Below are 15,181 nucleotides of genomic sequence, written 5' to 3'. Positions count from 1 at the left end.
TCAATAAGAGAGCAATATACACGACCAGCAATGCGTCGCATTGAAACCATCCACTTTGTTGGTATTGGCGGCGCAGGCATGGGCGGCATTGCCGAAGTACTCGCGTTTGAAGGTTATAGGATTACCGGTTCAGACATTGCGCACAGCGCTATGACAGACAGGTTAATTAAAGCCGGTGCAGAGGTGTTTATTGGGCATCACGAAAATAACGTAAAAGATGCCAATGTAGTGGTTGTTTCCAGTGCTATTGATGAAACAAATCCAGAAATTATAGCCGCAAAGGCCGCAAGAGTACCTGTGGTACGCCGCGCCGAAATGCTCGCTGAGCTAATGCGCTTTCGCCACGGTATAGCTATTGCGGGTACACACGGTAAAACTACAACAACCAGTTTAATTGCCAGTATTTATGCACAAGCTGGCCTTGATCCAACATTTATAATTGGTGGCTTGTTAAATAGTGCCGGCAGCAATGCAAAAGTAGGTAAAAGCGACTTTTTAATCGCCGAAGCGGATGAAAGCGATGCCTCATTTTTACACTTACAGCCAATGGTATCGGTGATCACTAATATTGAAGAAGATCACATGGAAACCTATGGCGGCAGCCTAGAAAAAATGAAAGACACTTATGTGGACTTTATTCATAACCTGCCGTTTTATGGCTTAGCTGTAGTGTGTATTGACTCTGAAGTCGCGAGCGAGCTTATACCGCGTTTTGGTCGCCCAGTGATTACTTATGGTGAGTCGAGCGATGCGGATTATCGCATGAGCGACTTTAGCCAGTCGGCAAACACGTGCAAGTTTACGGTAACCAATAAACAAGGCGAGAGCTTAACCGCAACGCTAAATATGCCAGGCAAGCATAATGCACTTAATGCCACTGCAGCTATAGCGGTAGCAAAAGATCAAAATATTGCTAATTTCGCTATTTTAGAAGCATTGCAAAAATTTGAAGGTATTGGCCGACGTTTTCAGCACTACGGTGAATTTGAAAACGAACGTGGTAGCGTAATGTTAGTTGACGATTATGGGCATCATCCGTCAGAAGTGGCCGCCACTATTACCGCTGCTCGTGAAGGCTGGCCAGATAAGCGTTTAGTTATGGTGTATCAACCTCATCGCTTTACTCGTACTCGCGACTTGTACGAAGATTTTGTAAAGGTATTAGCCGAGGTTGATCAGTTGTTATTACTCGATGTATACAGTGCTGGCGAAGAGCCAATTGTAGGCGCAGATAGTAAAAGCTTATGCCGTAGTTTACGCCAGCGCGGTAAAGAGCCCCGCCACGTAGCTAATAGCGCAGAGCTGGCAAGCGTATTAGCCGATTGCTTACAAAATAACGATTTAGTATTAACCCAAGGGGCTGGCAACATAGGGCAATTAGTAAAAACCTTAGCCGCTACGGGTATGTCGATAGAAAAACTTAAACAAGGTGAAGTATGACACAGTTAAATACGCAGTTTGGTAAAGTAGCGGTGCTGTTAGGGGGTAACTCAGCAGAGCGTGAAGTGTCATTAAGATCAGGACAAGCGGTATTAAATGCATTGCAAAATCATGGCATAAACGCCATTGCCTTTGACCCAAAAGAGCGCCCGTTATGGGAGCTAAATGAGTTAGCAATTGATAGAGTGTTCATTGCACTGCATGGTCGTGGTGGCGAAGACGGTACAGTGCAAGGTGCGCTTGAATTTATGAACCTGCCGTATACTGGCAGTAACGTACTAGGCTCAGCGCTGGCTATGGATAAAGTGCGTTGTAAGCATTTATTTAAATCGGCAGGGTTAAGTACCGCTCCTTATACCGTGGTTGATGCCAAAAAAGGCTTTGATGCAGCGGCAATAATGCAGCAATTTAAAAAAGTGATGGTAAAGCCGTCACACGAAGGCTCAAGTATTGGTATGGCACAAGCAAGCACGCCACAAGAGCTTGAAGATGCACTGAGTAATGCGTTTAAGTTTGATAGCCAAGTGCTAGTTGAACAGTGGATCAGTGGCCGCGAATTTACCATAACGGTATTAGGCGATGAAGTGTTGCCAGTAATCGAAATGACAACCCCCAATGGTTTTTATGATTACCAAGCTAAATATCAAGCAACCACCACGCAGTATCATTGCCCGGCAGATTTATCGCCTGCAGATACCGAGCACTTACAAGCAATGGCACTCGATGCATTTGATTTAGTAGGTGCTAGCGGCTGGGGACGCGTAGATGCAATGCAAGATCAGCAAGGTGATTTTTACTTATTAGAAGTAAATACAGTACCCGGTATGACCGAAAAGTCGCTTGTACCTATGGCGGCAAAAGCACATGGTGCAAGTTTTGAGCAATTAGTTGTTCGCATTTTGGAGCAAACACTTTAATATGCATCCCCTTTTAGAAAAAACGCTACAAATCAAACAGCAACTTAACTGGTCGCTAATTTTTGGGGTGAGTTTTTTTCTAGCTGTCGTAATCGGCTTAGTGCAAATTACTACAGGTGTATCGGATTGGTTGGTAGAAAATAAAGATGCCCAAATTAAACACTTAATGGTGCAGGGTAATCCTAAATATACCGACGAAATCGCTATTATTAGGGCGATTAAAAAAGCAGATTTAACTAGCTTTTTTGACCTTAATGTAAAGCATGTACAGCAATTGGTACAAGATTTACCTTGGGTGGCAAGTGTATCGGTGCGTAAACAATGGCCCGACACACTGCAAGTTTATGTAGTTGAGCACCGCGCTGTTGCGCATTGGAATAGTGACTTGTTACTTAATCAAAACGGCGATGCATTTGAAGCTAAAAGTAATAAGTTAAGTAAAAACTTACCTCAACTATATGGCCCAGAGGGCAGTGAGCAAGAAGCATGGATTGCGTTTCAGCAATTTGACGAAATGCTAAAAGTAAACGCATTAACGTTAAAAAGTTTAGCGTTATCGGAGCGTTTCTCATGGCAGTTGTGGCTAGATAATGGAGTGCGCTTAAATTTAGGGCGCAAAGATAAAGCTAAGCGTGTACAGCGTTTTATAGACGTTTATCCACGCATGGAAAAGCGTGCAGATGCTCAAATAGATGCAATCGATTTACGCTACGATACTGGCCTTGCAGTCAGCTTTAAGCCATTGCAAGAAGAACAATTACAAAATAAGAGTAAGGCATGACTAAGTCAGCAGAAAGAAACCTAGTGATTGGATTAGACGTTGGCACCTCAAAAGTGATTGCAACGGTAGGTGAAATCACCGCAGACAACAAACTCAGTATTGTTGGTGTAGGCACGCAGATATCCCGAGGTATGGATAAAGGCGGCGTAAACGATTTAAACTTAGTATCTGAGTCTATTCGCCGAGCCATAGACGAAGCCGAATTGATGGCTGATTGTCGTATTAGCTCAGTGTACCTTGGTATCTCTGGCAAGCATATACAATGCCAAAACGAAAGCGGTGTAGTAGCAATTAACAACACCGAAGTAACCGATGAAGACATTGAAAATGTGATTCATATTGCCCGCTCAGTGCCTATTTCAGCAGAGCGTAAAATGCTACATGCGTTACCACAAGAATACAGTATCGACATGCAAGAGGGGATTAAAAATCCACTCGGTATGAGCGGCGTACGTATGGAAGCACGTGCTCACATTATTACGTGCTCAAACGATATGGCAAAAAATATCGAAAAATGTGTACAGCGTTGTGGGCTTGAAGTTGACCAGCTTATTTTTACTGCACTTGCCTCATGTTACTCGGTACTGACCGATGATGAAAAAGAGCTGGGAGTAGCAGTACTTGATATTGGTGGTGGCACTATGGATATCACTATATACATTAATGGTGCACTGCGTCACTCAGCGGTTATTCCGGTGGCGGGTAACCAAGTAACTGGCGATATAGCAAAAATATTTCGCACACCTATATCACATGCAGAGGCACTCAAAGTACAATACGCCTGTGCTAGTAGCCAAATGGCCAGTAATGAAGACACCATAGAAGTACCGAGTGTAGGCGGACGCCCAGCTAGATTAATGTCACGTCATACATTATCGGAAGTGGTAGAGCCAAGATTTAGAGAATTATTTGAATTAGCGATGGAAGAAATTCGTCGCTCAGGGTTAGAAGACCAAATTGCAGCAGGTCTCGTTATCACAGGCGGAACTGCTAAAATGGCCGGCGCAATGGAAGTAGCAGAAGATATTTTCCAAATGCCGGTAAGAATAGGCAAACCAATTGGGATAGTTGGTTTGACAGACTATGTGGACGATCCTTCGTACGCAACCGCTGTTGGTTTGTTACAATACGGGCGTACCATGCAATCAATGAATGCACAAAAGTTGAAAGCAGAAGGGAATAATAATTTATGGAGCCGCATTACTAAGTGGTTCCAAGGCGAGTTTTAGTACTCAAGTCGGAGAGTAAACATGTTTGATATGATGGAACAACATAGCGAAGAAGCTGTAATAAAAGTAATTGGCGTGGGCGGCGGCGGCGGTAACGCTGTTGAGCACATGGTAAAACAGCAAATTGAAGGCGTATGCTTTATTGCTGCTAATACAGACGCACAAGCATTACGTAACTCAGCAGCGCACGTTACTGTACAATTAGGCACGCAAATAACCTCTGGGTTAGGAGCCGGTGCAAACCCAGAAATAGGTCGTCAATCAGCTGAAGAAGATGCTGATACAATTCGTGCCAGCCTTGAAGGTGCCGACATGGTATTTATTGCAGCAGGTATGGGCGGCGGTACTGGTACTGGTGCAGCGCCTGTAGTGGCAAAAATTGCAAAAGAGCTTGGTATTTTAACCGTAGCAGTAGTTACACGTCCTTTTGACTTTGAAGGTAAAAAGCGAGCTGCAGCTGCTGAACAAGGCATTAATGAATTGTCAGAAATTGTAGATTCACTTATTACAATTCCAAACAATAAACTGCTTAAAGTTTTAGGAAAAGGGACTACACTTTTAGATGCCTTCGCTAAAGCTAACGACGTATTATTTGGTGCGGTTCAGGGTATTGCAGAGTTAATTACTCGCTCTGGTCTGATCAACGTGGATTTCGCCGACGTACGTACAGTAATGTCAGCAATGGGTCCTGCAATGATGGGTACAGCGTCTGCATCAGGTCCTGATCGTGCGCAAGAAGCAGCAGAAGCGGCTATCTCAAGCCCATTACTTGAAGACGTAGATTTAACAGGTGCTAAAGGTATCTTGGTTAATATTACTGCGGGTATGGACATTGCGATTGAAGAATTTGAGATCGTTGGTAACCACGTAAAAGCATTGGCATCAGAAAACGCTACTGTGGTTGTAGGTGCAGTAATTGACCCTGAAATGACCGATGAATTACGTGTAACTGTAGTTGCAACTGGCTTAGGTGGCGATCGTCGTCCGCAGTTTGGCATTGTTGATAATGGCTTTAAAAAAGCATCAGGTTCTGATGTAGCCAGCACTTCAAACCAAAGTAGCAGCATGTACGTACCAAGCTTTGCAAGCCAAGGCACAAGCGCTGAAGAAAACACAGCAAAGACGCAAGTTGAAAGTAACGAAAAAACAACTTCATCTAGTGCTAACAAAAGCACAACGAGTGCTGCAGCGCCAAGTAACAAAAAATCAGATAAGTCAGAAGGCGGAGATTATTTTGATATTCCTGCTTTTTTACGTAAACAAGCTGATTAATATAAACAGTATTTCGTTTGAAATGTGAACGAATATTGCAATTGCGGCGTATTTATGTTAGTATCCGCCGTCTAACTGTAACTGAATTTAAGTGAGCGAACCTATGATTAAACAGCGAACGATTGCACAAGTAGTCAAAGCCATAGGAATTGGACTTCATAAAGGTGAGAAGGTCACAATAACTCTCCGACCTGCGAGCGCAAATACTGGGATTGTATTTCGTCGTGTCGACCTTGATCCGGTTGTTGATTTTGAAACAACACCTGAAGCCGTTGGTGATACGCAATTATGTACCTGTTTAATTAACAAAGATGGTGTTCGCTTATCAACTACTGAGCATCTTATTGCCGCTGTTGCTGCAATGGGTATTGATAATCTAATTGTAGAATTAGATAGCTCAGAAGTGCCAATAATGGATGGTAGTGCATTACCATTCATTTATTTGTTACAAAAAGGCGGTATTGAAGAGCAAAATGCAGCAAAACGCTTTATTCGTATTAAAGAAAAAGTACGTATTGAAGAAGGCGATAAATGGGCCGAGTTAGAACCGTATGACGGTTTTCATATCGACTTTGAAATTGCCTTTGATCACCCAGCTATCAATGAAAGTCGCCAACGTATTGGTTTAGATATTACGACGAAAAGCTTTATTGAAGAAATTAGCCGTGCACGTACTTTTGGTTTTATGAAAGACATTGAATATATGCATGCTAACAACCTAGCATTAGGTGGCAGCATGGATAGCGCAGTAGTACTTGATGAGTTTAAAGTGTTAAATCCAAACGGTTTACGCTACAGCGATGAGTTTGTTAAGCATAAGATATTAGACTGTGTTGGTGACATGTTTATGACAGGTCATAACATTTTAGGTAAAGTAACTGCATTTAAATCGGGTCACGATTTAAATAATAAATTACTACGTAAATTAATGGCTACTGAGTCAGCATGGGAGTGGGCAACCTTTGAAACGCCTGTAACGATGCCTGCACCCGGCCTTGAATTAGCGCCAGCCTAATTTATTGCTCACACAGTTATAAAAAATGACGCTAATTAGCGTCATTTTTTTTGCCTATTGAAAATACTTTAAGTGCGTAGCTACCTACAGCTCTAAAATACTTTTTAACTGCTTCAAATGAGTAACGGTATAGGTAGGCTTTATACCCTCGGGCAACTGCTCGTTTGGGTGTTGTAACCAGCAGGTATCAATCCCCGCATTATTACCGCCTAAAATATCGCTTGTGGCAGTATCGCCAACCATTAATATTTGGCTTTTATCTGGGTTACCCATTAATTCAAAGGTATGGTCAAAAATAGCTTTATTAGGCTTAGCTATGCCCACTAATTCAGAAATGACTAACCATTCAAACATATCTTTTAAACCAGTATGCTCAAGGCGCACGGTTTGTAAACGTGCAAAACCATTAGTAATAATACCTAACTTAGCGTGGGGCTTAAGTTTATTTAACAGCTCTATGGCACCGGGTAGCGGCTCGCATATTTCTGCCATAGCATCTAAAAATGCATCATTAAGCTCTTTTGCTGGCACATTTAGTTTAGTAGCCCATTCGCTAAAGCGAGTAACCTGCAAGTAGTCGGCACTAATGTCGCCATTTTGGTAATCAACCCATAGTTGCTTATTGGTTTTTTGATAATGAAGATAGTCGGCTTGGCTAAAATCTACGTTATATGTTTTAAACATGCGAGTCATGCCCGCTAAAATATCAAATCTAAACAAGGTTTCGTCTGCATCAAACAGCACGTAACTGTATTTCATTAAACTTCCTAAAATTAATTTGTTTGGCAATAAAGCGCTGAATGTAAAAAAGGTGCCATGGCCAAAGTAAGTGCCTGAGTATAGGTACTTTCGCGGGTGGCGTGGTTATTAGTGAGTAAACCAATAGCGCCGCCTTGCTGCTTTATATTGGTGGTATTAAAAGTCTTATCCATAACATCGCCAAGCTCTGCACCATTAAGTAATGCGTTATACAGTATTTGCGGCAAAGGTAGGTTGCTACTGCGTCCTACAACTTGATTTACCGCGTTATCGATAACTACATAGGCAAAGGTTGCGGCACCGTAACTAAATTGCTCTGCACCGCCTTCCATGGCCACATAATAGTGGGCTTGGTAGTGCTCTTTGCAGTAATTCACTCGGTTTTGTGCGCCAATGCGAGTTTGCTCTTCACCAATAGGTTGATCAGGCACACCCGAGGGAGCATTTACACCTTGGCAGTCAATGTCACGCTCTGGAAAATATATGCTAAAAATGCACTTAGCAGCATTTATTTTTACTGGGTTTTTAGAGCCCACAATAACTTTTAATGGTTGCGACATGCTGATCTCACTTTAAGCAAAATCAGCAGTGTACGTGAGTTGGCTTTAACAAAAAAGGGCAGTGGGTTATCCAATATCAAATAGGTAAATCCAGTGGTGCTAGGTTTTCTAATGCTCGTTTTTTTAAAATAATATCTTTAATGAGTGGGGTAAGTACCAACTCCATTGCCAAGCCCATTTTACCGCCAGGCACTACCAAGGTATTAATACGCGACATAAAGCTACCTTGGATCATCTGTAAATAGTACGGAAAATCGACATCTTCAATGCCCCTAAAGCGGATCACCACAAAGCTTTCATCGAGTGATGGAATGTCTTTTGCGCTGAACGGGTTAGAGGTATCTACGGTAGGGACTCGTTGAAAGTTAATATGGGTGCGTGAAAATTGTGGAGTAATATGGTTAATATAATCGTCCATACTGCGCACTATAGATCCCATTACCGCTTCGCGTGAGTGACCACGATCAGAGGTGTCGCGGATCAGCTTTTGGATCCACTCAAGGTTGATAATGGGCACCATACCAATAAGTAAATCTACATGTTTTGCTACATCCACATTGTGCTCTTGATCTACAACAGCGCCATGCAATCCTTCGTAAAATAATAAATCGGTATTTTGCTCTAGGTTTTGCCACGGAGTAAATGTGCCGGGCAATTGGTTGTAAGGGACCGCTTCGTCAAAGGTATGTAAATAACGACGCAGTTTACCTTGGCCGGTTTCACCGTAGCTATCAAATAGGGTTTCTAGTAAACCAAAGTCGTTGGCTTCGCGGCCAAAGTAGCTAATATGTTTGCCTTCTTGTTGCGCGTCACGTACTTTTTTTTCCATTTCAGGGCGAGTGTAACGATGAAAGCTATCCCCTTCGATAAAAGCCGCACTAATGTTAAGGCTACGAAAAATATGTTTAATTGCATTCGTGGTGGTAGTTGTCCCCGCACCTGAAGAGCCGGTTATTGCAATAATAGGATGTTTAGCTGACATATTAATTCTCTTTTATAAGACCCGGTTAGTTATAAAGATGTTGCTGGTCTAGGTCAAGTGACGTAATCAGCAAATAACGTTATCATGGGGTGCTTAAAAATAAAACGAGATAGAGCATGAAATTTTTAAAACCACTACTAGGGTTGTTTTCAATAAGCGCTTTAACGCTCTCAGTAGCACAGGCAAGTATGCCCAAAAGCCAAGTATTATTAGCCGATTTAAATACTCCTTATGGCCTGCAAGTTACTATTGTGAGCGACAGTGATAGTTATAATAATCAGCCTCATATACACAATAATGGTGTTTACTTTACCCATGAAGTATTAAGTATTGAGCAAAGCCAAACCGATATTGCTTACTACGACTTTGCAACAAAACAAATTATTAATATAACCAATACGCCAGTAAGCGAATACTCACCAACCGTAATGCCAAATAAACAAAGCTTATCGGCAATTGTGGTAGAGGCCAATGGCAAGCAAAAGCTATGGCAATATCCGCTTGATAGCGAAGTTGCAGCAAGTCGTATTTTTGACTGGATAGAGCCAGTGGGATATCACGCATGGGGTATAAATAACGATTTAGTAATGTTTATTTTAGGTGAGCCACATACATTACAATATAGCTTGGTTGCAGCGGCAAAAGGGCAAGTTGTGGCAAAAAACATTGGTCGTACGCTTATTTACAATCATACAATGGCGCAGTTTATATTTAGTTACACCCAAAATGAGCAACATATTGTAGCGCGTTTTAATCCACAAACTAAGCAGGTAGAAAACTTACTTAGATTGCCGCTACAAGTACAAGACTTTATCTTAAAAGACGACAGTACGCTGGCTTATGCGCTTAACAACCGTGTTTACCAACGTAACCTTAGTGGCAATAACACTGTATCGCAATGGCTGGATTTAACACCCTATTGCCATACCAATATTACCCGTATGAGTTATAACAACGACAAACTTGCTTTTGTTTGTGATGTAGCTGAGGACTAATTTAAATAAATTTCAGACTTTATAATGCGTATGCGTTAAGGTTATGCGCAAATTTAACTAATAGGGATTACAACGTGGCTTATAGTGCAGACGAGCTTACTGAGCAGCTAATTAAATTAGAGTGTAGAAGTAATTTTAAAATAAAGAATATTGCCGAATACATGTTAGTTAATTCAAAAGAAGCGTTTTACACGCACAGTGAAGGCGGCAAAGGTAAAATTATAATTCGCCCAGCATTTGAAGTGTTTAGTGATGATTTTACCGATATTGATGGGGTAGTGCGTACTCAGGGTTATTTTCATAGTAGCGAAATGACGCGTTTTCCTACGCGCATTTATAAAAGTGCACAGCCGATTCATTATGGTGTCGCGTTTAAAATAAACTCTGAGCAAGCAGCAAAAGATTTTATTGCTAAACTAACGATGATTTTAGGTGGGTAATAGTAAAGGTTTATAAATCAGCTTTCAGGCTTCAGATTTAACAAAATATCGGCCAAGCTGGGTTTAGGTTATAAGTAGGCAAGGCAGTATACCGCGCTTTTTTAAAGCCTGGTAAATTTAACACCACAGCGCAAAATGCTAGGTATTAGTAAAAAACAAACCAAGCTCGCAGTAAATTATTAGCTACGAAGCTTGGTTTTGTTATCAGCTCTAGGCTCTAAAATAAAACCTAGAACCCTAATATAGCTACTTACCTTTTAAGAAGTTATTAACCGATTCAAGCTCACGATTTTTCAGTGCAATACAATCATTAGTGCTTTCTTCTAGTTTACTTAAAGTACGAGCGTAACCTGGTATTTCAGCTAACTTAGTATTAAAGAAGCTTTGTGTTGTGGCAAAGCTATTTGCATCACAATTTGCAGTTGTAAAATACGGTAGGTTAGGGATAAAAAACGGCGGTAAGCTTGCTGTTACTTTATCGTAATTACTGTAAACCCAGTCAATAAACAGCGCTTGGCGCTCATCAGTATAGCTTTGTCCTGCTAAAATAGTGCGCATGTCGGATGCGGTTACTTCATCTGTTAAGCTGTAAGCCAATACTGCTTTTTGCAGTGCAGGTTTTGCAAAGTAGCCCATAGCCGAGAGCATATTAGTACGTACTTGTGGATCTTTGGTGGTTTTAAAGGTTGCCATAAATTGATCAAGCAACGCTTTATCGCCGTTAAAAGCAGCTAAAGTTAAATAAGTACCTGCTAAGTACGGGTCTACTTTTTGTGGATCGTTTAAATAAACCTGAGTTTGCTGTTTTGCTTTATTGATCACATTTTGATCTTCGCCATCAAAACCTAAACGCGATACAACCGCAGCTCGAAGTTGTGAAATAGCGCCATCTTCACCTACTTTTGCCTCTAAGCCATATTTTTTAGCCGCAGGGGTTACTGCACCACGAATAAATTTAGGCCATAAGTCTTTATTGCTATCGTCTTTAAAGGTGCGTTGTTGCGATACTAAATAGCCCAGCGCGGTATTAGCAACGCGAGGGTGGCTGTCGCTTATAAATACTTCAAGCGTTTGCATTAACTTAGCGGCCGATATAACACCAGCATCAAGTAGTGCATCGGTAGCAGATAATAACGCTAAACGTTCGCGGTCATCTAGCTTGTCAGCAGCATTGTCGATAAGCGCACTAAACTGTGCATCGTCCATCACCCAGCGGTAATAACCCAATGCGCCTTGATCGGGATAAATCCACTCGGGTGCAAAATCTAAATCTAGCGTTTGGCTTTGTTTATTAAGTAATACGTTCGCTGTTTTTACTTTATCGCCCGCGCCATATTTAATTGCAACAGGCACATTCCATAATTGCTCAGGCGCATCAACACCGGCATTTACAAAGCGACTTTGCGATATAGTTATTTTACTACCTTGCTGAGCTACTTTAATCAGTGGGTAGGAAGATTGCTCAATAAACGATTTTAAAACACTCGCTACATCTTTATTAGAAGCTTTGCCAAGTGCTTGCCATAAATCGGCAGCTTCGGCATTTTTATAGGAAAATTCTTTTAAGTAATTTTGAATACCTTTTTGAAAGGCCTCTTCACCTATCCAGTTTTCAACCATAGCAAGTACCGAGCTACCCTTGCTATAAGCAAGGCCTAAACCATCCATAATATCGGCTTCGGTTTTAATTGGTTTACGAATTGGTTTAGTACTCAAACGCGCATCAAGTGGCATAACGTTATTTTGTGGTAAATCTAGGTGCGATTCAAATTCAGGGTTTAGTTGCTTGGTAATTTTTGCCGCCATCCAACTAGCAAACGCTTCGTTTAACCATAAATCGTTCCACCACTTCATAGTGACTAAGTTACCGTACCATTGGTGTGCAAGTTCGTGAGCAATAATAGACACATTGCGTTGTTTTTTACTGCGCGTAGCGGCAGCTAAATCAACCAATAAAATATCTTCTCGGTAGGTTACAAGTCCTGAGTTTTCCATGGCACCAAACGGAAATTCAGGTACAGCCACCGAATCTAGTTTTTGATACACATAAGGAATACCAAAATACGCCTCAAGTGCGCCTAGTACTTTTGGCATGTTTTCTTTTGCGTACTGGGCTAAATGAATTTTACCTTGTGGGGTAATTACGCGCCCTGGCACCGACATACCTTCAACATTAAGCTCTTCAAAAGGGCCCACAGCCATTGCTACTAAATAAGAAGGAATAGGCGGTGTTTTATCAAAAAAGTGGGTGGTCATGTCGCCATTTACTGTAGTTTTAAGCTCAGGTGTATTGGCATATACTTTTTGTGAGGTAGGCGCGGTAATAGTGAGCTGAAATGGAATTTTGTAGCTTGGCTCGTCAAACACCGGAAATGCACGGCGCGCATCACTCATTTCAAACTGAGTAAATAAGTAAGGTGTACCTTGATCTAAGGTTTTATATAGCCCAACACTTTGGCGATTATATGGCGCTGAAAAATCAATTTTTAAGGTGTATTTACCCGGCTGAATTTGCTCATCACAGCTAAATTTTACTTTACCGGTTTTGAGCATTTCGCTGTTTAAGTCACAATTTTGCTCGCCAAGTAATTGTGCCATTTTAGTTGCGTAAGCCACGCCGTTTAGTTCTATGTAGTTAGTTGGCTTGAGTACTTCTAAAATAATTTCAGTCATTCCAGTAAAGGTATCTTGGCTTGGATCGAGTGTTAACGACACTGATTGACTGCTTGGTTTTGCGAGTTTTTCAATTACGAATTCGTTAGCATTTGCTGCGTTCATCGCGAATGCAACACTTACGGTTAAGAGGCTTTTAAGAAACATAGTATCCCTAGTTTATTATTGTTATAAATGACTAAAGCAGACAGCGTTACCACGCTACCTCAATAGAAACGGTATTATATGCGGATATCCTAGCAGCTTTCTTTTATGGAGTAATCGAATAACCCCGGATTTGGACGAGTAAAGAGTAACAAAGTTTGTCAGTGACTATCGCGATTGATAAAGCGCTGCCAATGCAGTTGTGAGTTAATAACGCGAATTTGCCCAATTATGCTATTTAACACTGCTACATTGCTATAATTTGGGTGTGGGTATTCGTTAAAGCCCATTAAATAATTAAACGCGTCTTTAGAGTTGGCTTGCAGTGCATAAATACGTACTTGCTGCTCAAAGTTAAGCCGCAGGCTACTTATAGCGGTTTTCATTCCGAGTTGGTCAATGTTTGGAATTGCACATTTTTGTAAGTAACCAGCGCGCTCGCCTTCGCCGCTAAACCAAATGCGAACTTTTTCGCTGTAGCGACCGGTTTTAGCTGGCAAGTCGAACATTAATCGCTGTTGGTTTTGGCTTTTTATAAATGCTAAATAGTCGTTAAAGCCAGCATTAATTAGCGCTTGATGTACAGGAATAAGTCGCGGTTTTATTTTTCCGTGGGTATGAAAACTAAAACATAAAATATTTTGCTCAACAGTTAAGTCATCAAGTGTTAAACAGCCTATTTCGTCACTATAAGCGCCCGTATAGTAAGCAATTAATGGCAACCAAAAATGCCAATGTTTTGCTTGTTCACGCACCACGCGCATATCGCCATAAATATAGCCAGTGTAAAGTGTGTGCAGCTCCATAGCTGAAAAAGGACGGCGACCAAGATGGGTTTTCAACGGTGTACCTTGAAAATAATGACAAAATACATTTTATACCCAAAACATAGCAAGATGCGAGTATGTTTTGGGTATAAATACTTATACCTAATTAATTAAAACAAAAAAGCCAACTAGCACGAATGCAGTTGGCTTTTTTTATGCTTTATTAATTAAGCTATAGTGAATTATTCACTTAATGCGCGTGCTAAACCTACTGGTTCAATTTCTACGCATACTTGGTCGTCATTCCAGTTAAGGCCAACTAAAGCATTGTCTTCGTTTAGGTCTTCAACCCATTCATCTAAAAATTCATCAAGGCCAATTTCTACTGGGCTGTACTCTTTCCACTCGTCTTTACACTGAGCTTTAGCAGCCGCTTCGCTTTCCCAAAGTAGTAATACGTCAGTCTCGTCAAATTGATTTGAATCACACACTACAAAGCCATTATCTTCTGCACCTAGTGCCCAAATTACTTCGCTCATACGTACTTTTTCAACAAAGTTGACTAGTTCTGATTCAATCTCGATATCGCTCATGTGTTTACCTTTTTAAATTAATGACTAGGACTGGTATTTATTGCTGCTTGGCGTTGGCCATATTGCTCATAAAAAGCAACAAGCGCTGAATGCTGACTAATGTCGGTTAGTTCACGAAAGCAAATCCAATCAAGCAGGCAGTATAAACTGATGTTGAGGTATTCACAGCCTTTAAATTCATCATCAGTTAAATGATCATTTAAAAAGTGTAATGTTTCAACAATACGTTCGTTTTGCAAATTAAAAAATAACGCATCACTTTGCGTATCAAAACCAGAGCGCTGGCATAAAAGCATTTCCACTAAAGAGTCATTACAGGCATTAATAGTGGTAAGTAAGTGCTCTTGCGGCCAAGTTAATTTTGGCTGTGCTGTTTTTTCAAGTAAATAACGCAGTATTGAGTTTGAATCACTAAGGGTTAAATTGCCATCTACGAGAATAGGGATTTTGCGTGCTGGGTTTTTGCTCACCATAGTTGGGCGATCTTGCGCTGAAAAAATATCCAGATTAATAAACTCTAAATCACAGTTATTTTCCAGCGCCCATATTCTAATACGGCGTACATAAGGCGAGGTAACAGAACCAAATAGTTGCATAATTACTCCATAAAAAAG

The 15,181-nt window shown here is 41.1% G+C and carries 15 protein-coding genes; 8 read left to right on the top strand and 7 right to left on the bottom strand.

Annotation, left to right across the window (positions count from 1 at the left end; translation table 11 throughout):
* Positions 1-30 precede the first annotated feature (30 nt).
* From murC to lpxC, 6 genes are all read left to right on the top strand, one after another.
* Positions 31-1,440, top strand: coding sequence for a UDP-N-acetylmuramate--L-alanine ligase (murC, locus tag PNIG_RS13860; RefSeq protein ID WP_225740939.1), 1,410 nt, complete (start codon positions 31-33; stop codon positions 1,438-1,440).
* Positions 1,437-2,357, top strand: coding sequence for a D-alanine--D-alanine ligase (locus PNIG_RS13855; RefSeq protein WP_089368729.1), 921 nt, complete (start codon positions 1,437-1,439; stop codon positions 2,355-2,357). The genes murC and PNIG_RS13855 overlap by 4 nt, the downstream gene beginning before the upstream one ends.
* Position 2,358: 1 nt before the next feature.
* Positions 2,359-3,138, top strand: a complete 780-nt coding sequence (locus PNIG_RS13850; protein ID WP_089368728.1) for a cell division protein FtsQ/DivIB — start codon at positions 2,359-2,361, stop codon at positions 3,136-3,138.
* On the top strand, positions 3,135-4,367 hold the full coding sequence (gene ftsA, locus PNIG_RS13845; protein WP_011329148.1) for a cell division protein FtsA: 1,233 nt from the start codon (positions 3,135-3,137) through the stop codon (positions 4,365-4,367). The genes PNIG_RS13850 and ftsA overlap by 4 nt, the downstream gene beginning before the upstream one ends.
* A 21-nt stretch (positions 4,368-4,388) precedes the next feature.
* Positions 4,389-5,639 carry a cell division protein FtsZ gene (ftsZ, locus tag PNIG_RS13840; RefSeq protein ID WP_089368727.1) on the top strand — a complete coding sequence of 417 codons (1,251 nt, stop codon included), beginning with the start codon at positions 4,389-4,391 and terminating at the stop codon, positions 5,637-5,639.
* A gap of 103 nt (positions 5,640-5,742) precedes the next feature.
* A complete protein-coding gene (gene lpxC, locus PNIG_RS13835) occupies positions 5,743-6,654 on the top strand; it encodes a UDP-3-O-acyl-N-acetylglucosamine deacetylase (RefSeq protein WP_011329146.1) in 912 nt (303 codons plus the stop codon).
* Positions 6,655-6,738: 84 nt separating this feature from the next.
* On the opposite strand, the gene yjjG is transcribed toward lpxC, so the two are convergent.
* From yjjG to PNIG_RS13820, 3 genes are all read right to left on the bottom strand, one after another.
* On the bottom strand, positions 6,739-7,413 hold the full coding sequence (gene yjjG / locus PNIG_RS13830; RefSeq protein WP_089368726.1) for a pyrimidine 5'-nucleotidase: 675 nt from the start codon (positions 7,411-7,413) through the stop codon (positions 6,739-6,741).
* Between the two features lie 14 nt (positions 7,414-7,427).
* Entirely contained in the window at positions 7,428-7,973 is a 546-nt protein-coding gene (yjjX, locus tag PNIG_RS13825; protein WP_089368725.1) for an inosine/xanthosine triphosphatase, read from the bottom strand.
* Between the two features lie 76 nt (positions 7,974-8,049).
* The gene (locus PNIG_RS13820; protein WP_011329143.1) at positions 8,050-8,955 is read right to left on the bottom strand and encodes a phosphoribulokinase; all 906 of its coding nucleotides are present in this window, start codon (positions 8,953-8,955) and stop codon (positions 8,050-8,052) included.
* 116 nt (positions 8,956-9,071) lie between these two features.
* On the opposite strand from PNIG_RS13820, the gene PNIG_RS13815 reads away from it, so the two are divergent.
* Positions 9,072-9,950 carry a TolB family protein gene (locus PNIG_RS13815; protein WP_086993260.1) on the top strand — a complete coding sequence of 293 codons (879 nt, stop codon included), beginning with the start codon at positions 9,072-9,074 and terminating at the stop codon, positions 9,948-9,950.
* Positions 9,951-10,024: 74 nt separating this feature from the next.
* Entirely contained in the window at positions 10,025-10,390 is a 366-nt protein-coding gene (locus PNIG_RS13810) for a hypothetical protein (protein ID WP_011329141.1), read from the top strand.
* A gap of 246 nt (positions 10,391-10,636) precedes the next feature.
* Here PNIG_RS13810 and PNIG_RS13805 read toward each other — a convergent pair whose 3' ends face one another.
* The 4 genes from PNIG_RS13805 to PNIG_RS13790 all read right to left on the bottom strand — a co-directional run bounded on the left by PNIG_RS13805 (position 10,637) and on the right by PNIG_RS13790 (position 15,163).
* Complete coding sequence (locus PNIG_RS13805) at positions 10,637-13,210, bottom strand: M1 family metallopeptidase (RefSeq protein WP_089368724.1); 2,574 nt, start codon at positions 13,208-13,210, stop codon at positions 10,637-10,639.
* Positions 13,211-13,368: 158 nt separating this feature from the next.
* The gene (locus tag PNIG_RS13800) at positions 13,369-14,049 is read right to left on the bottom strand and encodes a site-specific integrase (RefSeq protein WP_011329139.1); all 681 of its coding nucleotides are present in this window, start codon (positions 14,047-14,049) and stop codon (positions 13,369-13,371) included.
* Between the two features lie 167 nt (positions 14,050-14,216).
* Positions 14,217-14,567 carry a DUF2750 domain-containing protein gene (locus PNIG_RS13795; protein WP_011329138.1) on the bottom strand — a complete coding sequence of 117 codons (351 nt, stop codon included), beginning with the start codon at positions 14,565-14,567 and terminating at the stop codon, positions 14,217-14,219.
* 17 nt (positions 14,568-14,584) lie between these two features.
* Complete coding sequence (locus tag PNIG_RS13790; protein WP_011329137.1) at positions 14,585-15,163, bottom strand: glutathione S-transferase family protein; 579 nt, start codon at positions 15,161-15,163, stop codon at positions 14,585-14,587.
* Positions 15,164-15,181 lie beyond the last annotated feature (18 nt).

The sequence above is a fragment of the Pseudoalteromonas nigrifaciens genome (assembly GCF_002221505.1).
GTDB classification, from domain to species: Bacteria; Pseudomonadota; Gammaproteobacteria; order Enterobacterales; family Alteromonadaceae; genus Pseudoalteromonas; species Pseudoalteromonas nigrifaciens.
Note: the sequence above shows the minus strand (reverse complement) of the source record. Positions and strands in the feature narration are given on the sequence as shown.